Consider the following 20,874-nt stretch of genomic DNA (forward strand, 5'->3'; position numbering starts at 1 on the left):
AGGAAGCAGAGAAGCCCGGCAGGACGGCCCCAAGCCGTCCCGCCGGGCTTCTTTGTGCCTTAAGCCTCGTAGCCCAAGCGGCGCAGCCGTTGCCGGGCTGCCTGTTCGCTGGGGCCGCTTCGTCCCAAAGCCAGGCGCACGAGCGCGAGAACCACCCGGGCGGCGAGAATCGACGGCAGTGGTACAGGGCCAAAGCGGGCTTTTTCCAGTCCCAAGAGCTCCCGATACTTGGGCTCCAGGCTGGCCACGGCCGCGGCAAACAGAATCCGATAGCCGGGTTGAAGCGACGCCTTCAGCGGGGGATTCCGGATAAAATCGACGGTTTCCTTGAGCCGTTGGTCCGCGCGCAGATGGCCGGAGGCATACCACCCGTCCATTTCCGAGGTCACCTCGGCCAGGCTCAAAGGAGGGTCCTGGACGCCCATCAAACGGCCCGCCTGGGCCCACTCGCGCACGTAGGCATCGGCACCGCCGGGAACTGCACCGCCCCAGATCCGGTGCGCCGCCACGAAGGAATCCGCGTAGGCAACGTGGACCCAGCGGAGAAGTTCGGGATCATTGGCTGAATATTCGCGGGTCTGCCCGCGGGCGTCCACGTAGCTGCCTTTGACGGAGTCGTGGACTCTCCGCACGAAGTGGGTGGCCGTGTGGGCTGATTCCATGGAACCGTAGCTCACTGTGAAGATCCAACGGATGGTATTTGCCAGCCGGCCGAGGGGATCCCTTTTGAAGCCCGAATGGTCGTAGACGCCCGCCAAGGCGCCGGGATGCAGGGACTGCATGAGCAGCACACGGATTCCCGCAACGATCGTGGACATGGATCCGTGGACGGCCCAGACGGCCGAGCCGGGAAGGTGGTATCCGGCGTCGTCGCCGTCCGCAAGCCGCAGCACCCAGTCAGGCGTGGACTGCGGGTGACCAGTGAAAGTCATCCGCAGTTCCGATTGCCACTTCTTGAGGAAGTTGACCATGAAGCTATTGGATCGTGCTTCCACGTTTGTGTACAGCCACCGCCCCTTAAGAATCGATTAAGGGGCGGTGGCTGTACACAAAATCGGGCTAGGAGGTACGACGGCGGCGCGCCGGGGACGCTGCCACCAGCAGGGCCGCGATTGCCACGGCAGCGCTCAGGGCCAATCCTGGCCGGTACTGATCGAGCATGGCCGCAGCGCTGACGGTGCTGCTTGCGCCGTCGGAGGTGCCGTGGCCGCTGACGAGGGCCGTGGTCACGGCAAGGACCAGGGCGGCCCCAACCTGCGTACTGGTCTGGATGAGGCCGGCGGCCAGTCCCTGTTCCGAGTCCCGGATTCCAGCGGTCGCTTGGACGTTGATGGACGGGAAGGCCAAGGCGAAGCCGACGCCCAGCAGGAGGACGGAAGGAAGAATGTCCAGGACATAGTTGGGCGAGGTTCCAACGCGGAGGAACAGGACGTAGCCCAGCCCCATGGCCGTCAGGCCCGCGAGGATGAGCTTGGGAGCTCCGAATTTTTCGATGAACCTGTCAGCGAATGGCGCGCTCGTTGCAACCAAGAGCCCTGTGGGAAGCAAGGCAAGTGCCATGCCCAGGGGAGACCAGCCGAGCACCGACTGAAGGTACATGGTGAGGATGAACTGGAAGCTCAGGTAGGAACCGAACAAGCCAACCGCACTGAGGTTGGCGCGGGCCACCCAGCCTTCACGCAGGATGCCGAAGCGGATGAGCGGGTGCTTGACCCGGTTTTCGATGATGGCAAAGGTTGCCAGCACGGCGGCGGAGATGGCGAATCCGGCGATTGTTGCCACAGATCCCCAGCCCTTTTCCGGAGCTGAAACCAAGGTGTACACCAAGCCAAGCATCCCGAGGGCGAGCGTGACCGCACCCCAGATATCGTGCCCGCTCTCTTCAGTGGACGGTTTGTCCCGGGGGATGAACAGCATGCCGAGCAGGACGACGGCGACGGCGATTGGTACCGACACCAGGAAGGTCCAGCGCCAGCTCAGGCTGGTCATGAGTCCACCAACAACGAGTCCCAGCGAGAAGCCGCTCGCGCCGAAAGTTGTGAAGATGGACAGTGCCTTATTGCGCTCGCGGCCTTCGGCGAAGTTGGTGGTGATGATCGAGAATCCGGTGGGGGCGGTGAATGCCGCGGCCAGGCCCTTGACGAAGCGCGTAGCGATCAAGATGGCGGGATCATCCACGAGGCCGCCGAGGAGCGATGCGGCGGCGAAAACGGTCAAGGCGATCAGGAAGATCCGACGCCGCCCCAGCAGGTCGGCGAGCCGGCCGCCCAAGAGCAGGAGGCTTCCGTAGCCGAGGACATATGCGGAAACTATCCATTGCAGGGAACCGGTCCCGAGGTGGAGTTCGTGGCCAATCGAGGGGAGGGCTACTCCGACCATGGAAACGTCCAGGCCGTCGAGGGCCAGGACGGTGCACACCACCATGAGCAGCAGCCACTGGGCCCGGGTCCAGCGGACGGCTGCGTGGAGCTGCTCGGCAGGTCTCGTAAGGGTGATTGGTGAAGTCATGGATTCAATGTATATGACGCGTCATTCAATGACAAGGAATATGATAGGGAATCTTATGACGTGGACTTTATCTGCGGTTTCGACTAGAATCACCCCATGGCAACAACGCAGGATCGCCAGCTGGTTGAGCAATGGCGCAGCATCCAGAACTCGTACTTCCGCACCGCGGCGGCAATCGACCGCGCCCTCGAGGCCAAGTTCGACATCGGCCTGAACGAATTCGAAATCCTCGATCTCGTCGCCGAAAGCGTTGACTCCGCCTGCCGCATGAAGGCCCTTGGGGAACGAACGCCGATGACCCAGAGCGCTGTCTCGAAAGTGGTCGACCGGCTTGAGAAAGCCGGACTTGTGTCCCGTGTCACCTGCGTGGATGACCGCCGCTCGCTGTACCTCGAGCTGACCGACGCCGGCCGTGCACTGCACTCGGCTGCCGCCGTCGAGCACCGCGCACTGCTGAAGGAAAACCTCGGCGAGTAGCCCGGTACGCTCCGGCGAGTGGTTCCAAAGGAGCACAAGTAAAAAAGTCGAGTGTTCCCATTCAAATTGATAGCCCGCACAATGGGACAAGCGCGCCCGTACTGGGGAGGAGCGCCCGTCTCAGGAGTGGCTGTGGGTAAGCATCATGAGTCTGGCCAGGTTGTCGATCTGGTGCTCTCAAGAAAATTTGGCCGGATACTCTCGGCCTGCTTCCTCGCTGTCATGGTGATCCTCGCCTTTGGATTCCAGGGTCCAGGTTGGGGTGGGCAAACGACAACCGGCTCGGCGGCCGTGGGCCAGGTAGCGCCCAGCATGCTGCCCACCGAAGGCCCGACGTCCGGTGTGCAAGCGAGCACGGCTCAAAACCCGTCGTCGGCTTCGGTCCCTGCAAGCAGCAACGCCTCCGTGTCTTTTGAACGCTCCCCGGTCCAGACCCTCGACAAGAACGGCGTCGGCAGTCTCAACGTCGCTTCCAGTTCCCTCGACCGGCCGGGCGCCGGGAAACTCTATGCACCCCTTGAAGTGCTGGTTCCGAGTTCTCCCTTCGGCCTGAGGATCGACCCCTTGACAGGCCTGCCCGGCGAGTTCCACTGGGGCCAGGACTTCGCAGCGGCATGCGGAACCCTCGTCTACGCAGCCGACGCCGGCGTGGTCCGGGCCGTGGGCTGGCACCCCTGGGGCGGCGGGAACCGCGTAGAGATCGACCATGGCAATGGACTCGTCACCACGTACAACCACCTCCAAGGAATCGCCGTGGTCAAGGGAGAGTCGATACGGGTGGGCCAGGTCATTGCCAAGGTGGGAACCACAGGTTCCTCCACAGGCTGCCATCTGCACTTTGAAACGATCCTCAACGGCGTCTACACGAACCCGATGAACTGGACCTTCCTGCCAACCAAGCAAGTTGATCCCCTCGGCGATATCCCCATGGTCAGCTACCAGCCAGGGGCCGCAACTGCCACCTCGGCAGGATCTGTCTGGTCCGTCCCGGGGGCCGTGCCGACCGATCCGGTAGCCGCGCCCGCGGAGCAGCCAGTAACCGGCGGAGTGCAGGAGGCGACGGTCGCGCCGCCGAGCCAGTCTGCCACGGCAACGCAAACCCCGGCCGCGTCACCCTCCGGCAGTCCCACGGCGAGCGGTACGCCTAGTGGGCCAAGTGGAACGGCGACGCCCACCCCCGGCCCGACTGGCGCCGGAAGTCCCAGCAGCAGTCCGACGGCGACTGGCACCCCGACGCCGAGCGCGACCCCGACGCCGAGCGGCACCAAGACCTTGACGGGCACGCCGACGCCGACGCCGGCGCCAACCCCGAGCAGCCCACCGAGCCAATCGCCGCCGCAAGTGCCCGCTGTGACGCAGCCGCCCACTGTGACCGTTCCGCCGACGGTGACTGTTCCGCCGACGGTGACTGTTCCGCCGACGGCCGCGCCGGCGTCGAGCTCCCCTGTCCCGGTGCCGACCGCGACGCACATCCAGTCCAGCCCCGCGGCGCCCCTACCCGCGCCGATGCCCCCCACGAGCCCCCCGCCGTCGGCCACGACAAGCACAAAAACGGCAACTGCGGCGCCCAAGCCTTAGAAATCGAAACTTTCCTGAACCACGGGCAATCGCCCTGCCGCGCGTAGACTCGAATGCGGCAGTTTGCCAAGGTCCCGCATCGTAAGGAAGCGATTCAATGTCCCCGCTCTACAGCATCCCGCTGACGTTCAACGATGGCTCCCAAGCCGACTTTGGGAGTTTCGAGGGCAAAGCCGTCCTGGTGGTCAACGTGGCCTCGAAATGTGGATTCACCCGCCAGTACTCCGGCCTCGAAGAGCTCTACGGCAAATACCGCGACCGCGGACTCGAGATCCTGGGTGTGCCGTGCAACCAATTCGGTGGCCAGGAAGGAGGTTCCGATGCCGAGATCGCGGACTTCTGCCAGCGTAACTTCGGAGTCTCCTTTCCGCTCTCCAGCAAGTCGAACGTCCGTGGCAAGAATCAGCATCCCTTGTATGCAGAGCTGACCCGGACAGCAGACGGGTCCAAGCCAGAGAAGGTCAAGTGGAACTTCGAGAAGTTCTTGGTGAGCCGTGAAGGCGAGGTCCTCGCCCGCTTCCCGTCCGCCGTCGAGCCCGATTCCGAAGAGCTCATCGAGGCGCTTGAAAAGGCGCTCGCCTAGGCCCGGCCAGGCGCCGAAGTCCAGCTTCCCCGGACGCCCGCTCACGTATGTTGCCGTTTCCCCGGACGCCCGCTCACGTATGTTGAGCGGGCGTCGGTCGGTATCCCCATAAGTGCAGGAGGGTCGGTGGAAAATGACTTAAAGGTGAGCGGGGGTCGCGGGGAGCGCGAGTAATTTTTCAACATTCCCACGGTAAGTTACCCACCGTTAGCCTTTTGTCTGGTTGGATTGGGTCTATTGGGAATGAAACTGGAGGCGCCGTCTCCTACCGACCCGAAGGTAGCAATGGAGCTCATTGAGGCCGAACATCCTCGGCCAGGACACATCCTCCTGCATGTTAGCGACTCCCATTTGTTGGGAGGAACGGAGCCTCTCTACGGTGCGGTAGATAGTGAAGCCCATCTTCGGCAGCTCTTTTCGGAAGTGCATGCGTCCAAGGTCCGCCCCGACGCTGTGATCTTCACAGGTGACTTGGCCGATCAAGGCGAGCCGGGCGCCTACGCCAAACTCCGGGCGATCGTCGAACCTGCTTGCCGTGACATGGGGGCACGCGTGATCTGGGCGATGGGAAACCACGACGACCGCGCCAATTTCCGGGCGGGCCTCTTCGACCAGAGCGACAATGATGCACCCGTTGATCACAGCTACTTCGTCAATGGCTTGCGGATCATCACCCTGGATACTTCGGTGCCCGGCTACCACCACGGTGAACTGAGCCAGAACCAACTCGACTGGCTGGAATCGGAGCTTGAAACACCCGCTCCGGACGGCACCATTCTTGCCCTCCACCACCCACCCGTCCCGAGCATCCTGGACCTCGCCATACTCGTGGAGCTGCGCGGCCAGGCAGCACTGGCCGACGTCGTGCGCAATTCGGACGTCCGCACTATCCTGGGCGGTCACCTGCACTACTCCACCACGGCCACGTTCGCCGGCATTCCCGTGTCGGTGGCGTCTGCGAGCTGCTACACGCAGGACCTCAACGTTCCGCAGGGAGGCACCCGTGGCCGGGACGGCGCCCAAGCCTTCAACCTGGTGCACGTCTACGAGCAAACGATTGTGCATTCGGTGGTGCCGTTGGGCAAGTCACCGACCGTCGGCGAGTATGTCAGCCCCGAAGCAACCCGGCGTCGGCTGGCCGAGGCCGGCATCCGGATCCCCCAGAGGCCTACCCACGAACGCGGTGTGAGGGCCGACGCCAAGTTCCCTGCGATGATCCCCCGCTAGGAGACTACTTCTCCCACGGAGCCTTGACAGGGAAGTACTTCTCCATGAAATCCGTGACGAGCGCAGCCCGTTCATCGGCAGCCACCTCGGGGAAGCTCCCGTCGTTGAGGCAGAAGAAGTCCACGTTGCGTTTGGCCAGCAGCGTGGGCAGGTAGTGCAGCCCGGACCACAGGGTGGTGTCCACATACCTGACTTTGGCGGACGTCTGTGTTACAGCCCGCCCCGTGAGCAACGAGTAGTAGTGGTAGAACGAGTTGGTCACGGAGATGTTGTCCGCCGCGCGGAACCTGCTGCCGGCCGTCTTCGCGAACTCGGCCGGAAACTCGCGCTCCATCTCGGTGATCACGCTGCGGCGCAGCGGGGCGGCCGTGTGCTCCAAATGCCGTGTGGTGATACGCCCAAACCTCTCCCAAAGGAGCTTCCTGTTGACGCGGGCGGCGTTCTCGAAACCGCTGCGTTCGGCGTCGTTCTCGCCAAGGCCTATCCGGGTTGAGGCTTCGATGAACTTGGTGATTCCGCCAGGAGTGAAGAACATGTCCGGTGCTACGGGGCGGCCGAAGAACATGTCGTCGTTGGAATACAGGAAGTGCTCGGAGAGGCCCTCAATGTGGTGCAACTGGGATTCCACGGCCTGCGAATTGTGGGTGGGCAGCACTGCGGGATCCTTGAAGAAATCCTCGCTGCGCATGAGCTTGACGCTCGGGTGCTCTGCCAGCCACTCGGGCGCGGGAGAGTCGGTTGCGATGTAAATCCGGCGGATCCACGGCGCGTACATGTACACCGAGCGGAGGGCATATTTGAGCTCGTTGATTTGCCGGAAGCGCGCCTCGTGGGCATCGCCTGCACCCACGACCGCGTCCTTCATCTGCTCGCGGCGGGCTGCGATGTAGGCCGGATCGTTGCCGTCCACCCACGAAAAGACGATGTCGACGTCGAAATCGATGTCGCTCGCGTGGTCAGCGAACATGTTCTCTATGGTCGGCCACGTCAACCCGTGGCGTTCCACCGTGCCCCGGACAGCGTCCTGGCGCAGCATGGTCCGACGGGTCAGGGAGTTCTCCACCGGCAGGATGAGCTGATCGCCGTCGAACTCCCACAATTCCAGCTGCACACCCAAGGAAGGGCCATAGGTCAGCCCGCCTCCGGGTTCCACGCGGGGCCGGAAGAGCCGGAAAATCCGGGCCTTGCGGTTGCTTGACAGCTCGCCGTCCGCCACCAGCAAGGTGGATTTCTTCCGGGCGTCCACGGTCATGGAGTAGAACGGTTCGTTCCGGAAAGCCGAAACCAAAGCCTGGCGCAGCTTCTTCCGGAGCTTCCAGTCGACCGCGATCACCGGCCGGTGATCGTTGCCGCGGACCAGGATGAAGTCCAGCCCGGCCGCATCCAACGCTGCCCGGATCACGAGGAGATCTTCGACCATGACCTGCTGCGGCGTGCGGTTCTGGTTCAGCAAGCTGTAGCGGCCACGATGGCGGACGACGTCGGCACGGTGTTTGAGGCGCGCCTCCACTGCGGGAGACGTCGGTTCTGGAACGACCGCGTCGTCGTCGGAGGGGGGACTACCGAAGTAAATCGCTTGCTGGTCCATGTCCGTGATGGCTTTCCTCCGAATCGTTGTGGTCAAGGGCTTAATCAGCCCACCAAGGCTTCACGCCAGCTGCGCAGGAATGCGCCCCCGGCGTCGTCATGAATGACGTCCTCGCCGAGGCCGAGGTCTGTGGCTGTAAGAACATCGTAGGGCTTGTTGGGCACCCCGTCCGCTGGGCGGACGTCGATGTGCTTGACGTTGTGGCCATTGTGGTGGAGCCAATCGGCCATCGCGTAGTCGGTGCGCGAATCGCCCACCGTCCGCCAGGCCTTCGGGGTGATGCCCTGGGCGGCAAGGAGTTCCACCGCGCGGCTGGCACCGAGATCCTTGCCGAGCCGGATCGACTCGATGTCCGTCGAGATGATGGTGGGATCCAAGCGGTAGTCGGCAGCGTCGTCGGACCCTGGCGCGTGGTGGTCCAGGAGCGTGGCGGAGAGCCCGTGCCGGCCCATGAGCTCCAAGGCATCGGCGTCGAAGAGCCTCTGCTCGGCCAGATAGTCCTCGTTGGGGACGTCCAGATGCTGTTCGATGGACACCATGGCCCGCTTTGTCTCGTCGAAGAACATGTGCGTCGCATAGTCCTCCGCCACCATACGGCGGACGTCGTCTCCGTAGGCTTTCGGAACGGCAAGTTCATGGTCCACATGGATGGGTCCCGGACCGCCCGAGGTGTAGCTGAACCACACGGCGCCTTTTTCGCAGACCGCGTGGACCACGATTCCTGCGGGCATCCCGGCGGCGATCATGGGCACCATGACCTGTTCGCGGATGAAAGTGTCTGAGCGGCCCGTGTTAAAAAGGACAGGGATGCCGGCGGATGCCAAACTCACGAGATCGGCGATGATTGCCGGCCTCACGTCACGCGTCACGGGACTCGCGACGGGACCGTCGATGTCGAGGAGGAGCGCGAGGGCGGGAGCGGCCGGATGCGTGGTACCGGGCGTTGAAGCAGTCATGCTTCCATTCTCTCAGTCCCGCGCCGGGAAGCAGCGGTGTGACAGACGACGGCGGCAGGGTTCCGGCGGGTGCCGACCGTGAATCGCCGCAGATGCTTTCTCGGCCGCCATCATCCAGCACTCCACGGACGGTAGGGTTTCGCTGAGTCGATGAAGCTCCTGGTCATGACCGCTCAGCCGGGGTTGGCGTGTTCCTCCTCCTGGGAACAACAGCGAGAAGGATGTTTTGACCGGCCTTGACCCATTGGGCTATCTGCTCGATGCTGACTTTCTGCTCGGGGATGAGGATGGCGTGCGCGCCGGCTGCCATCCCGGCGTGCAGGGCGATCCAGCCCACGTGCCGGCCCATGACCTCCACGATCATGCAGCGGTGGTGCGATTCTCCGGTGGTGCGTAGCCGGTCCAGGGCCTCGGTGGCGATTTGGACGGCGGTGTCGAAACCGAAGGTGTAGTCCGTGGCGTCAAGGTCGTTGTCCACTGTCTTGGGAACGCCGACGATCTTCAGTCCGGCGTCGGTCAGGCGTTTGGCCGCGGCCAGGGTGCCTTCCCCGCCGATGGCGATGATCGCCTCATGTGGGCCTTGATGACCTCGGGGCCGCCGCCGTTCTCGAACGGGTTGGTGCGGGAGGTGCCAAGGATGGTTCCGCCCTGCCAGGCCCGGGGGAGTACCCCCGGGCCTGGCAGGCAGAGTTTTGGCGGTCAGGGCGTGAAGATCACAAAGAACTTTCTGATCCGTTCCTGGATCTCCCAGGTGCCTCGCCACCCGATGGGAAAGAAGCCGGCGGTTCCGGCCTCCAGTGTGACCGGTTCACCGCCGTCCTCAGTGACCACCATGCGCCCTTCAAGGACGTGAATCACCTCACCGCGCTCCAGAAACTCCCACCGCGAGAGGCCGGGTTCGGCCTCCCAGACCCCGGAGAGGATGCGGGAGTCTTCGCTGGTGAAGGGAATGGAAATTCTTGTTGGAATCTCGTCGCCTAGCACCTCGGCCAGGGGAGGGCCGAGCAGGGACTCGTCTAGCTCCCCTGCGAAGAGCTCTGCGGGTTGGAAGGTTTTGCTCATTGGATTTACCTTTCTGCTGCTGCCCGCCGGTGACGACTCCGGCGGGCAGGTGGTGATGGCCGCGGCTCGGTTAAGCAGCGGTGGAATTTACCCCGGGGCGGCAAGCACCGACATGGCCCACTCAACGACATCCGTGGCCGAGTTCGTTGTCGTACCAGACGTAGAGGACCACGTTTTTGTCGTTGGAGATGGTGGCCAGGCCGTCAACGATGCCTGCACGACGCGAGCCGACGAAGTCCGTGGAGACCACCTCGGGGGAGTTGATGTAGTCGATCTGCCCAGGCGGCTAGCCTGCAGTTGTTAGTTTGTGGAGAGGGTGTTGGTGAGTTCGTCGGGGGTGTTGGTGTCGATGTCCTGGGACGTGCCGTTCAGGTATCGTTCGAGGGAGTCGTCCATGGCGTTGAGCCAGCGGGTGTGGTGTTTGACTGCCATGGTGCCGGTGACCACGGAGCGGTGGATCATGTCGCGGTATCCCAGGATGTCGTCGTGCTTGTGCTGCATCCAGTCCTTGAAGAGCTGGGAAACGGCGTCCAGGTCGAAGGGCGGGTAATCGGTGGCGTCAATGAGTTCGCGCAGGTAGTCCGTCTGGAAGTCGGCCTCGGCGTCGTGGTCCGCAAGCGCGGCCTGGCGTTCGAGCCAGAGCTGGATGTCGGCCTCGCGTTCGGCGAGGGAGGGCAGGTCAATCACACCGGTCATGACGTCGCGGGCAAACCAGGCCTGGGCGTCAAACATGTTGAAGGTGTAGTACTGGTCCTGCGCGCCGAGGTAGAACAGGTTGGTGTTCTGCTGCCAGACGACGCCTTTGTAGAGGTTGCCCGGGTACAGCACGTTCGGTGACTTCAGCGACAGCTCGCTGGGCAGGAACGGGTACTTGTGCTGGTATCCGGTGCAAAGCACGACGGCGTCAAAGTCGTCATGGGTGCCGTCGCTGAAGTATGCGGTGCTGCCCTGGAAGTGGGTGACGAGCGGCCGCTCCACGGTGGTCTCGGGCCAGTGATAGCCCATCGGGTTCGTGCGGTAGCTCATGGTGATGGATGCGGCGCCCATCTTGTGGGCCTGCATGCCGATGTCCTCAGCGGAATAGCTGCTGCCGATCATGAGCAGCCTCTTGCCGTAGAACCGCTCTGCGCCGCGGAAATCGTGGGCGTGCATAACCTCGCCCGGGAAAGTCTTGATGCCCTTGAACTCGGGGACGGCAGGGACGTGGAAGTGGCCGGTGGCAATCACGAGCTTGTCGAACACATGGGTCTCGGTGAGGTTGGTTTTGAGGTCCTCAACCGTCACTGTGAATTCCTGCGTGGCCTCGTTGTAGGTGGTGTGACGGGCAACGGTGTTGAACTTGACGTACTTGCGGACGTCGGACTTTTCCACGCGGCCCTTGATGTAGTCGAAGAGGACCTCGCGGGGCGGGAAGGAGGAAATGGGGCGGCCAAAGTGCTCGTCAAAGGAGTAGTCCGAGAACTCGAGGCACTCCTTGGGCCCGTTGGACCACAGATGGCGGTACATGCTGGAATGGACGGGCTCGCCGTGCCCGTCCAGGCCGACCCGCCAGCTGTTGTTCCATTGACCGCCCCAGTCGTCCTGCTTTTCAAAGCACTTGATCTCGGGGATCGCGGCGCCTTTTTGGCGTGCTGATTCAAAGGCCCGCAACTGTGCCAGGCCGCTGGGGCCGGCACCGATGATTCCAACTCGTAGTGTCATAATGCTCTCCTCTTCCAATAGATCTCTGGGTCGCTAGTGCGCGACGCTGTGGGTTGCCACGCGCCAAGCCGGCACTCAGACAGGTGCCGCCTGCGGTAGCGGGTGATGCTTTTGGTACCCGGCCATACAGCCGGGCGAGTTCGCTCTTACGGGGCGAAGGTGCGGTCGCCGGTGAAGAACCCCAGGCCGTACTCGGGGGTCTCGAACTTGACTGTGGTTCCCTTCGGGAAGAACAGGACGTCGCGCTCCTTTGCGTGCGTGACTTCGCCTGTGGTTTCGTCGGTGAGGATGAACTCGCCCTTGATGACGACCTTCATTTCGTCGTAGGTGTACGTGTACACCAACGGCTCGGAAGCCTTCAGCTCGAAGAATCCGGCGCACATGACCGAGCCTTCGGGGTTGTGGAGGGAGTCACCGATGGCAGCAACGGTCCCTGGCTCGTTCATCGGCGGCAGGCCCAAATAACCGCCAACTACCTTGTGGATGGATCCGGCCTTACTCAGTGTTCCTACAACGGTTTCCATTTGTTTCTCCTTTGAAAATGGTGCTGGGAATGGTTCGTCAGAACTGTGTGCTTTGGCGCGTGTGAGGCTGCGCAACATCTTGGTTGGAACTCCCGGATAGCTCGGGGCGATTGTCTGCAACCTGACATTCTCTAGCCTCAAGAAGGTCAGCCAGCTCAGCCCCAAGTGCGGCGGTGTGATGCCAGTCACTTATGATTCGTTCCACAAACTTTCACATGAACACTCGTATAAGTCAACCGTCCTAAACAGAAGTTTCTGTCTAGAACATCGAGGCTCGCAAGGATTTGAAAAGCGCGGCCGCGAGGAGGAGGTTCCCGGGCCCGATGACAGGCATCGGGTGTTGCCGCCCGCGCTGACATTGAGTCCCGTGCATTAGCCATGGCGCGCGAGGACCCTCCGTTGCGAGCTTTCCCGTGACCTGCAACTTCAATACCGGAGGCAGGTGAGGGTAGACGCATACTGCCGTTTCTTGTGGTCTCCCAAATAGGCAGGGTCCGCGCTGGAGCACCCGCGCCTGCTGCGTGTGCCCTGCATGTTGAGGCGATCGGATGACGCTGGGCAAGGTAATAGAAACTGTGTTTTGAACACTTGACTTATACAAGCGTTCATGTCACAGTATTTTGAACAAGCGTTCGTGATGTGCGTCACACACAAACACGCAGGTCCCTCCACCTTTTCTATCGGCATGGTGTCGCGGATGATCCCGGGAGCTCCAGCCCCAGAGCCATTCGGTTCGTACTTCGGATTCAGAAAGAGAAAGTCATGACTCGTGAAGAGGCTTACGCACGGTGCCCCGCGGATTCATACGTCGAGTTCTACGGCGGCCAGTGGCTCATCGTGCCGTTCGCACCCGTTGAGCAACCACACTTCTTCGTTTGTTCACCACGGAGTGTCCGAGCTCTATAGAGGGAACCTGGAATGACAATGACGGATGCAATTAGCTAACAGAATGGAACACCACGACCACCCTCCTTGAGTCCATCGACATTTACGTCGCTAGCCGGCGCGCTTTGGATGAGCGCCTTGATGAAGCCGTGAAGAACCTCCAGGCAAGTTTCCGTTCGGAATAACGCGCGAAGTTATGCGCTAAGTGGCCCCTATGCAAGGGGGTCCGCCTTTACCGTGACAACAGGCGGAGGGTCATAGCGAGCCTCATGTATCGCGGGTGAGGCTCTCAGGACCGGACCCTTTGGCATCAAAGTGGAAAACTGTCGCCGAGTCTTCGGCCCGTTTCTTGATTGAGCATTCCCCCTTATTCATATGCCCGAGGCTTTCATCGCGCTAGGAGTGGTCGCCTACCGTGCAGATCCAAAAATCTCCGATTTGCAAGCGATGTCCTAGGAGTCCGATCGGGCTGCTCAGCTGCTATCCGGCCACTCCCATATCCCCCCCAAGAATGACAGTTCTGTCGAAGATGCAGTTCTGACGAACCATTCCCAGCACCATTTTCAAAGGAGAAACAAATGGAAACCGTTGTAGGAACACTGAGTAAGGCCGGATCCATCCACAAGGTAGTTGGCGGTTATTTGGGCCTGCCGCCGATGAACGAGCCAGGGACCGTTGCTGCCATCGGTGACTCCCTCCACAACCCCGAAGGCTCGGTCATGTGCGCCGGATTCTTCGAGCTGAAGGCTTCCGAGCCGTTGGTGTACACGTACACCTACGACGAAATGAAGGTCGTCATCAAGGGCGAATTCATCCTCACCGACGAAACCACAGGCGAAGTCACGCACGCAAAGGAGCGCGACGTCCTGTTCTTCCCGAAGGGAACCACAGTCAAGTTCGAGACCCCCGAGTACGGCCTGGGGTTCTTCACCGGCGACCGCACCTTCGCCCCGTAAGAGCGAACTCGCCCGGCTGTATGGCCGGGTACCAAAAGCATCACCCGCTACCGCAGGCGGCACCTGTCTGAGTGCCGGCTTGGCGCGTGGCAACCCACAGCGTCGCGCACTAGCGACCCAGAGATCTATTGGAAGAGGAGAGCATTATGACACTACGAGTTGGAATCATCGGTGCCGGCCCCAGCGGCCTGGCACAGTTGCGGGCCTTTGAATCAGCACGCCAAAAAGGCGCCGCGATCCCCGAGATCAAGTGCTTTGAAAAGCAGGACGACTGGGGCGGTCAATGGAACAACAGCTGGCGGGTCGGCCTGGACGGGCACGGCGAGCCCGTCCATTCCAGCATGTACCGCCATCTGTGGTCCAACGGGCCCAAGGAGTGCCTCGAGTTCTCGGACTACTCCTTTGACGAGCACTTTGGCCGCCCCATTTCCTCCTTCCCGCCCCGCGAGGTCCTCTTCGACTACATCAAGGGCCGCGTGGAAAAGTCCGACGTCCGCAAGTACGTCAAGTTCAACACCGTTGCCCGTCACACCACCTACAACGAGGCCACGCAGGAATTCACAGTGACGGTTGAGGACCTCAAAACCAACCTCACCGAGACCCATGTGTTCGACAAGCTCGTGATTGCCACCGGCCACTTCCACGTCCCTGCCGTCCCCGAGTTCAAGGGCATCAAGACTTTCCCGGGCGAGGTTATGCACGCCCACGATTTCCGCGGCGCAGAGCGGTTCTACGGCAAGAGGCTGCTCATGATCGGCAGCAGCTATTCCGCTGAGGACATCGGCATGCAGGCCCACAAGATGGGCGCCGCATCCATCACCATGAGCTACCGCACGAACCCGATGGGCTATCACTGGCCCGAGACCACCGTGGAGCGGCCGCTCGTCACCCACTTCCAGGGCAGCACCGCATACTTCAGCGACGGCACCCATGACGACTTTGACGCCGTCGTGCTTTGCACCGGATACCAGCACAAGTACCCGTTCCTGCCCAGCGAGCTGTCGCTGAAGTCACCGAACGTGCTGTACCCGGGCAACCTCTACAAAGGCGTCGTCTGGCAGCAGAACACCAACCTGTTCTACCTCGGCGCGCAGGACCAGTACTACACCTTCAACATGTTTGACGCCCAGGCCTGGTTTGCCCGCGACGTCATGACCGGTGTGATTGACCTGCCCTCCCTCGCCGAACGCGAGGCCGACATCCAGCTCTGGCTCGAACGCCAGGCCGCGCTTGCGGACCACGACGCCGAGGCCGACTTCCAGACGGACTACCTGCGCGAACTCATTGACGCCACCGATTACCCGCCCTTCGACCTGGACGCCGTTTCCCAGCTCTTCAAGGACTGGATGCAGCACAAGCACGACGACATCCTGGGATACCGCGACATGATCCACCGCTCCGTGGTCACCGGCACCATGGCAGTCAAACACCACACCCGCTGGCTCAACGCCATGGACGACTCCCTCGAACGATACCTGAACGGCACGTCCCAGGACATCGACACCAACACCCCCGACGAACTCACCAACACCCTCTCCACAAACTAACAACTGGCGCCATGCAGCCAATCGACGTTTTAAGAAAATGATCCGTGCTCTTAGATAAAGTAATGGCAGCAGGACAATTCCTGCGGGATCCACCGGGGGACCTGCACACATTAACGTGCTAGGTCCCCCGGTGGGCCTCACACCCAGTGCGGCTACCAATGTGAGTGCTCGATGCCTTTGAGGCCGATGTCGTCAACTCGCGGTGGATTGGAAAACGGGTGCGGTATGTGAGGTGCGTGAACAGCCTGATCGGGACGCCCGTTCCAGTCAATGGTTCAAACGATGCAAAAGCGCTACCCTTAAGAAGGGTCCTTGCCGGGGAGGCCCCGAGACTGGAGAGTGAATTATGCGGGTACCGTCAGCAGAACGAAAAGAACAGCTAATCGCCGCGACCGTAGAACTTATGAGGCGTGAGGGCGTTCAGTCGGTAACCATGCGGGCCATTGCAAAGGAAGCGAACGCACCGCTGGCCGCCGCGCATTACAACTTCGCTGACAAAGACGATCTCATGGAAGCAGCCGCGCGGGCGTGGTTGAAGAACCTGGGCCGGTTTTCCCGTGACCTCCCGATTCACTTGGGACTTCGTAAGACCGTGGAACAAGTAGCCGAAGGCTACTGGCGCTCACTGGAGGAAGAGCCGGCAAGCCTACTTGCTGAATTCGAACTTATCTTGTGGGCAACACGTAATGCCCCCGGCAGCCCCGTGGCGGCAAAGATTTATCCCGCCTATGAGGTGGAACTGGGAAATATGTTCTCTGCTGCGGCGAAAAGCGACGGTGAAGAGTGCCGAATAGGCATTCCAGCCCTGGTCAGGTCATTTCTGATGATCTATGACGGGGCAGCAATTCAATACATTACCGACCCGAATGCTGCGGATCATCGCGCCAACTTCTTTATGATGGTTGATGCACTTCTTGCCAAGGCCGGCCTTTAACCCTGCTGACAGGGCTATTGAACTTCTCGTGTCCACGTTGAAGTCCTTCTGCGACGCGAAGGACTTTCCCGGCAGGAACGAGGTTTCCAGAGACCGGTTCGTCCGTTCCACGCCGCCCTTGCTCTCCGGATCATAGAGCTTGTCCGGTACGGTCCTGGTCCGGAACACCATGGCCGAACGCCAGACCCAGGCGCGAAGGTGGTCCTGCACCGACAGCTAGGAGCGCTTCAGATAAGCGGCTCTCCGTGGTTCGTGGTGAAACGGATTCCGTGTCTTGAGAGCTGAAGGGCTCGTAGCCCTGCTGTGATGGATGTTCTCTACGCATTCATCAAGAGTCAGGAGCTACGAGCCTTGATCGAGCCTACTTCCCCGCGCCCCGATGCTGCCACCGCCCTGTTCAATCTGCCCGACTACCGCGTCACCGATACTGAGGTCCTCGCTTTCGGGCAGCGGCGGGTCCGCGTCGAAGCCACGGCCGAGGCCGGGTGCCCGTGCTGTGGCGTCATCAGTACCCGCGTGCATTCACGCCGGCCCCAACGCCTGCGTGACATCCCTGTGGCCGGCCCGGTCGAAGTGATCTGGTCCAAGCGGAGATTCTTCTGCGATGAGTATCTGTGCCCGCGGCGGACGTTCGCGGAGGAGACTGCCCAGGTGCCGCGCCGCGCCCGGTCCACCCGCCGGCTTCGCGATGCCCTCGTGTCCGCCGTCATTGGATCCGGAAGGGCCGCCGCGGAAGCGGCCGCATCGTTCGGCGTCTCATGGTGGCTGGTCCAGCGGGCCCTGGATTCCGCGGCGCTGACACTGCCCGATGTCGACGGCCTGGCGCCACGGATGCTCGGCATCGATGAACACCGCTACCGGTCCGTGCGGTTCTTCCGGGATCCCGAAACGAACGCCTGGAAACGGTACGAACCCTGGATGACGACTATTGTCGATCTGGACAGCGGACAAGTGCTCGGGATCGTGGACGGGCGTGACAGTGAGGGCGTCGGGGACTGGCTGTTCGCCCGGCCGCTGCAGTGGCGTCTGGGGGTGCAGGTCGTCGCGATCGACCCGTCAGCGGCTTTCCGCAAGGCACTGCGGATGTGGCTCCCGCGCACAGCAATCTCGGTCGACGCGTTCCATTTGGTCAAGCTCGGCAACGACATGCTCACCGAAGTCCGGCAACGACTCACCCACCAGGTCCACGGCCGGCGGGGACGCTCCATCGATCCGGTCTGGGCCAACCGACGGCTGCTCTTGCGCGGCGCCGACACGCTCTCGGACCGGGCACGGAAAAGACTCAGCACCGTGTTCGCCACCGACGACGCCACCGGGAAGCTGCAGACTGCGTGGTTGGTCAAAGAACAGCTCCGGACGCTGCTCGCCACCGGGTCTCTTGCCGACGCGGCCGCGGCGAAAGACCACCTGAAGGAACTGGTCGAACGAGCCGCGCAGCCGGAAACGAACCGGCTCTGGCGCACGATCTGCCGGTGGTGGAAAGAAATCGAAGTCCTCATTGTCACCGGTGCGACCACCGCGAAAGTAGAAGCCAACAACACAGCCATCAAACACATCAAACGGACAGGCCGGGGATTCACCAACGCACGCAACTACAAAACGCGTATCCTGTTGCGCAGTGCCGCCAAAACAGCGGCATGAACATCCATCACGGCAGAACAATCACCACGAACCGTGAAGAGCCAGATAAGCACAGTGGCACTGGGCCTGGTCCGGAACTCATAACTGATCCAGCCTGCTGAGTCCGCCGGCAATGCTCCGGCCGGATCTTGGCCCCGATTTTCCTGAACCACGTCGCACACACGGATTAGCCGATGCGCTCCGCGAGCACCTTTGCCGATATCCACGGATTCTCCCTCAAACAGCGCCACGCTGACCGTCCCGACCGCCCTCGATCCGGGGTCTGCTGCGCCCGAATAGAGGCATTTCAGGGGTGCCTGCTCCTGGAGAAAATACCCCGGGCCCTGACCGCGCGCCGGTAGCGGGCGTTGACGGATTCGATGGCATTGGTGCAGCAAATGACCCGCCGGACTTCGACGTCGGTAGTCCAAGGAACGGCACGAACTCGCTCAATCCGTTCTCCCACAGCCGGATGATCGCCGGATGGGCCGGGTGCCGTTGCGTGAGTTGGCGGTGACCTTGGCCGCCGCGTCGTGACTTTCATAACCGAGGTGCTCGGTCAGTTCCTCGTCCAGGGCGGTCTGAATGACGGTCTTGGTCAACTGCTTGAGCAGCCTCGAGTGTTCCGGCCATATCGGGCTTCTCCCCGCCAGGCTCAGCGCCCGGCGTGTCGAGCCGGATACGCCGTTATTTCCACAGCCCCACTTCCGGGGCGGACTGTCATGGGGAAATGATCTGCTTGGAACTGGTGGGGCCGATGAATTGTCCGATTGCCCCGCGATCTTATCAAGAGGTCAACAAACACCCTTGATGTCCTCAGGAAAGCTGCCCTTATGTCTTTACGTAATCAGGGCAACGGACATGAGGGCCATGGCGGTGGCGCCGAGGGCTTCGAGGGCGTGTTCGGTGCGTGTGATTCGTTTGCGGGCACTAGCGTGGTGGGCGCCGGTTGTGGCGGTCCGGCGGTGGTGGAGAAGGAGGGTGAGGAAGGTTGCTGCGGCGGCGGTGAAGACGAGGGTGAGCAGGAGAGCGGGAGTGTGGCTGAGGCCTGCCACGGCTGCTGCTGTTGTGTCGGGTGTGCTGACCTGCGCCGGGGTCATGCCGTGGTGGGTGGCCGGCATGGGCATTGACATCCCCTCTGCCGTTGCCTCGGCTTTTTGGTTTGCCGGGGCGGGGGTGGGTGAGTGGGTCATGAGGGCGAGCATGAGGGCTGCGCCGGCCATGGTGAGGGCGTGGTAGGCGCATTTGAGCCGGCCTTGGGCGGTGGTGCAGAGTGTTTTGAATTCGGGGCGGGCGACGGCTTGGATGGTGAACCAGAGGGCTGCGCCGGTGAGGACGGCGATTTGGGCCAGCAGGGTGGTGGGTGCGAGGTTCCAGAGCATGGCGGCCATCAGGATGTTCATGAGGGCGTGGAGGATGTTGTTGACCCGGTCTGTGTGGTGGCGGGTCCGTGCTGCTTGCAGGGCGTGGTAGCTTCCGCCCAGGAGCAGGGCGGCGGTGAGGGTCCAGGTAATGGCGGGGATGTTGAACACGTGGATCACGCTCTCGCTGCTGGGTTTGGGTGAGGTATGGGTTCAGTCCCCGGTGCGGGTGTGGACAGCGCCGGGGACTGAAGATCGGGGAAAGGGGTGTGGTCCCCGGTGCGGGTGTGGAGGGCGCCGGGGACCACGGTTAGTGCTTGCTTGGCTTTATTGTTCGTTTCCTGTGCTGCAGTGCCCGCCGTTGGCGCCCCGGGTTTCGGTGGGGAGGTTCAGGGTGGGGTTTTGGTTGAAGAAGCCGTGGGGTTCGAGCATGAAGCCGATGTTCTGGCGGGGCATCACGGGCCAGTCTTCGAGACGGACGACGTGGTGCATGCCGAAGGTGTACCAGACCACGAGGTCCTCATCCACGATGTTCCGGTCCTTTTCGGTCCAGATATGCAGGCCGTCATCGGCGCCGGTGGACTGGTTCGGGAACTCCCCGGCAGCGAAGCGTTCGGTCCGGTCGTACGCGGTGACCCAGAGGTTGTTCCGGGCGAACTGGGCGCGTTTGGAAACGTAGGACTCGTCCCCGGCCGCGAGCTGGATGCCATCGGTGGGGATCAACCGGTACGCGACCGGTTCATCGACGATGTTCCTGCTCTCGTGGTTGACGATCTTCCAGAACCGGTGCTTGCCCGAATCGGTCTTGCGGATCGCGGCTTTCTCGGTCTCCAGCAAACGATCCACGGCCATGAACGCGGTATGGGTCGGGTTCTCCCGGGGGATTTCCATGTCCACTTCGTAAACGGCGTTCTTCACACCATCAAGCTCGAAGTCCATCCGGACGTTGAACATGTGCTGGTGGATCGGGGCGTAGAGGCCATCGTTGTTCAGGGACTGCCCGTACGGGCTCTTCTCACCGGGCTTCTGCCCGGCAGTGGAAAGAATACCGGTGGCCTTGACCAGGAACTCGATGCTCCCGTCAAGGAAAAGGTGCCAGTAGAACGCGTACTCATAGTTCGCGACCGTAGCAATGAAGGAAATCACCAGCTTCCGGCTGCGCCGGGTCTCGGTGGTGGCCTCACGGAAATCGAAGTGCTTCCACAAAATGGAATCGTCTTCCTCGTGCATGCAGATCGCGTTCTCGATCGTCCACGGGTTGCCCAGGCTGTCCACGCTATGACCATCGAAGTACCTGATCTCACCCAGGCAGTCACAACCCAGCGTCAGGGAGTTAGCCATGTTACCGATGTTGTACTCACCGGAAT

At 62.0% G+C, this 20,874-nt stretch carries 18 protein-coding genes and 3 pseudogenes; 8 read left to right on the plus strand and 13 right to left on the minus strand.

Annotated elements, in window-relative coordinates:
• Positions 1-59 precede the first annotated feature (59 nt).
• A complete protein-coding gene (locus A3M3_RS0106865) occupies positions 60-971 on the minus strand; it encodes an oxygenase MpaB family protein (protein WP_028265731.1) in 912 nt (303 codons plus the stop codon).
• An 88-nt stretch (positions 972-1,059) separates the two neighbouring features.
• Positions 1,060-2,508 carry an MFS transporter gene (locus tag A3M3_RS0106870; RefSeq protein WP_028265732.1) on the minus strand — a complete coding sequence of 483 codons (1,449 nt, stop codon included), beginning with the start codon at positions 2,506-2,508 and terminating at the stop codon, positions 1,060-1,062.
• Between the two features lie 96 nt (positions 2,509-2,604).
• Here A3M3_RS0106870 and A3M3_RS0106875 point away from each other — a divergent pair, with 96 nt between their 5' ends.
• The 4 genes from A3M3_RS0106875 to A3M3_RS0106890 all read left to right on the plus strand — a co-directional run bounded on the left by A3M3_RS0106875 (position 2,605) and on the right by A3M3_RS0106890 (position 6,373).
• Positions 2,605-2,985: a MarR family winged helix-turn-helix transcriptional regulator gene (locus A3M3_RS0106875; RefSeq protein ID WP_028265733.1), complete on the plus strand. Its 381-nt coding sequence runs from the start codon at positions 2,605-2,607 to the stop codon at positions 2,983-2,985.
• 132 nt (positions 2,986-3,117) lie between these two features.
• A complete protein-coding gene (locus tag A3M3_RS27910) occupies positions 3,118-4,563 on the plus strand; it encodes a M23 family metallopeptidase (RefSeq protein WP_197023142.1) in 1,446 nt (481 codons plus the stop codon).
• Between the two features lie 97 nt (positions 4,564-4,660).
• The gene (locus A3M3_RS0106885; RefSeq protein WP_028265734.1) at positions 4,661-5,146 is read left to right on the plus strand and encodes a glutathione peroxidase; all 486 of its coding nucleotides are present in this window, start codon (positions 4,661-4,663) and stop codon (positions 5,144-5,146) included.
• A 285-nt stretch (positions 5,147-5,431) separates the two neighbouring features.
• Entirely contained in the window at positions 5,432-6,373 is a 942-nt protein-coding gene (locus tag A3M3_RS0106890) for a phosphodiesterase (protein WP_028265735.1), read from the plus strand.
• 4 nt (positions 6,374-6,377) lie between these two features.
• Here A3M3_RS0106890 and A3M3_RS0106895 read toward each other — a convergent pair whose 3' ends face one another.
• From A3M3_RS0106895 to A3M3_RS0106925, 7 genes and pseudogenes are all read right to left on the minus strand, one after another.
• Positions 6,378-7,961: a stealth family protein gene (locus A3M3_RS0106895; protein WP_197023302.1), complete on the minus strand. Its 1,584-nt coding sequence runs from the start codon at positions 7,959-7,961 to the stop codon at positions 6,378-6,380.
• Between the two features lie 44 nt (positions 7,962-8,005).
• Positions 8,006-8,917 carry a hypothetical protein gene (locus A3M3_RS0106900; RefSeq protein ID WP_028265737.1) on the minus strand — a complete coding sequence of 304 codons (912 nt, stop codon included), beginning with the start codon at positions 8,915-8,917 and terminating at the stop codon, positions 8,006-8,008.
• A 238-nt stretch (positions 8,918-9,155) separates the two neighbouring features.
• Positions 9,156-9,601 (minus strand): annotated as a pseudogene (locus tag A3M3_RS24035) (6-phosphofructokinase); the annotation flags it as partial.
• A gap of 15 nt (positions 9,602-9,616) precedes the next feature.
• A complete protein-coding gene (locus A3M3_RS0106910; RefSeq protein WP_028265739.1) occupies positions 9,617-9,979 on the minus strand; it encodes a cupin domain-containing protein in 363 nt (120 codons plus the stop codon).
• A gap of 124 nt (positions 9,980-10,103) precedes the next feature.
• Positions 10,104-10,256: pseudogene (locus tag A3M3_RS27915) on the minus strand (glyceraldehyde-3-phosphate dehydrogenase); the annotation flags it as partial.
• A 23-nt stretch (positions 10,257-10,279) separates the two neighbouring features.
• The gene (locus tag A3M3_RS24040) at positions 10,280-11,680 is read right to left on the minus strand and encodes an NAD(P)-binding domain-containing protein (protein WP_051422982.1); all 1,401 of its coding nucleotides are present in this window, start codon (positions 11,678-11,680) and stop codon (positions 10,280-10,282) included.
• 146 nt (positions 11,681-11,826) lie between these two features.
• Positions 11,827-12,204, minus strand: a complete 378-nt coding sequence (locus tag A3M3_RS0106925) for a cupin domain-containing protein (RefSeq protein WP_051422984.1) — start codon at positions 12,202-12,204, stop codon at positions 11,827-11,829.
• A 1,463-nt stretch (positions 12,205-13,667) separates the two neighbouring features.
• Here A3M3_RS0106925 and A3M3_RS0106930 point away from each other — a divergent pair.
• The 4 genes from A3M3_RS0106930 to A3M3_RS0106945 all read left to right on the plus strand — a co-directional run bounded on the left by A3M3_RS0106930 (position 13,668) and on the right by A3M3_RS0106945 (position 18,167).
• Positions 13,668-14,045 carry a cupin domain-containing protein gene (locus A3M3_RS0106930; protein ID WP_051422984.1) on the plus strand — a complete coding sequence of 126 codons (378 nt, stop codon included), beginning with the start codon at positions 13,668-13,670 and terminating at the stop codon, positions 14,043-14,045.
• Between the two features lie 146 nt (positions 14,046-14,191).
• Positions 14,192-15,592, plus strand: coding sequence for an NAD(P)-binding domain-containing protein (locus A3M3_RS24045; protein WP_051422982.1), 1,401 nt, complete (start codon positions 14,192-14,194; stop codon positions 15,590-15,592).
• Positions 15,593-15,938: 346 nt separating this feature from the next.
• Positions 15,939-16,526: a TetR/AcrR family transcriptional regulator gene (locus tag A3M3_RS0106940; RefSeq protein ID WP_081736714.1), complete on the plus strand. Its 588-nt coding sequence runs from the start codon at positions 15,939-15,941 to the stop codon at positions 16,524-16,526.
• 351 nt (positions 16,527-16,877) lie between these two features.
• Positions 16,878-18,167: an ISL3 family transposase gene (locus A3M3_RS0106945; protein ID WP_028265267.1), complete on the plus strand. Its 1,290-nt coding sequence runs from the start codon at positions 16,878-16,880 to the stop codon at positions 18,165-18,167.
• A gap of 275 nt (positions 18,168-18,442) precedes the next feature.
• Here the strand turns inward: A3M3_RS0106945 and A3M3_RS29485 are convergent.
• The 4 genes and pseudogenes from A3M3_RS29485 to A3M3_RS24050 all read right to left on the minus strand — a co-directional run.
• Positions 18,443-18,626, minus strand: a pseudogene (locus A3M3_RS29485) (transposase); the annotation flags it as partial.
• On the minus strand, positions 18,596-18,748 hold the full coding sequence (locus tag A3M3_RS27920) for a transposase (RefSeq protein WP_442853096.1): 153 nt from the start codon (positions 18,746-18,748) through the stop codon (positions 18,596-18,598). The pseudogene A3M3_RS29485 and the gene A3M3_RS27920, both read right to left, overlap by 31 nt.
• 237 nt (positions 18,749-18,985) lie before the next feature.
• Positions 18,986-19,687: a DUF5134 domain-containing protein gene (locus tag A3M3_RS0106955; protein WP_028265742.1), complete on the minus strand. Its 702-nt coding sequence runs from the start codon at positions 19,685-19,687 to the stop codon at positions 18,986-18,988.
• A gap of 147 nt (positions 19,688-19,834) precedes the next feature.
• Positions 19,835-20,874: copper amine oxidase (locus A3M3_RS24050; protein WP_035741463.1), on the minus strand; the 1,040-nt coding region annotated here is incomplete at its 5' end.

This window comes from Arthrobacter sp. MA-N2, from assembly GCF_000517125.1.
Classification (GTDB): domain Bacteria; phylum Actinomycetota; class Actinomycetes; order Actinomycetales; family Micrococcaceae; genus Arthrobacter; species Arthrobacter methylotrophus.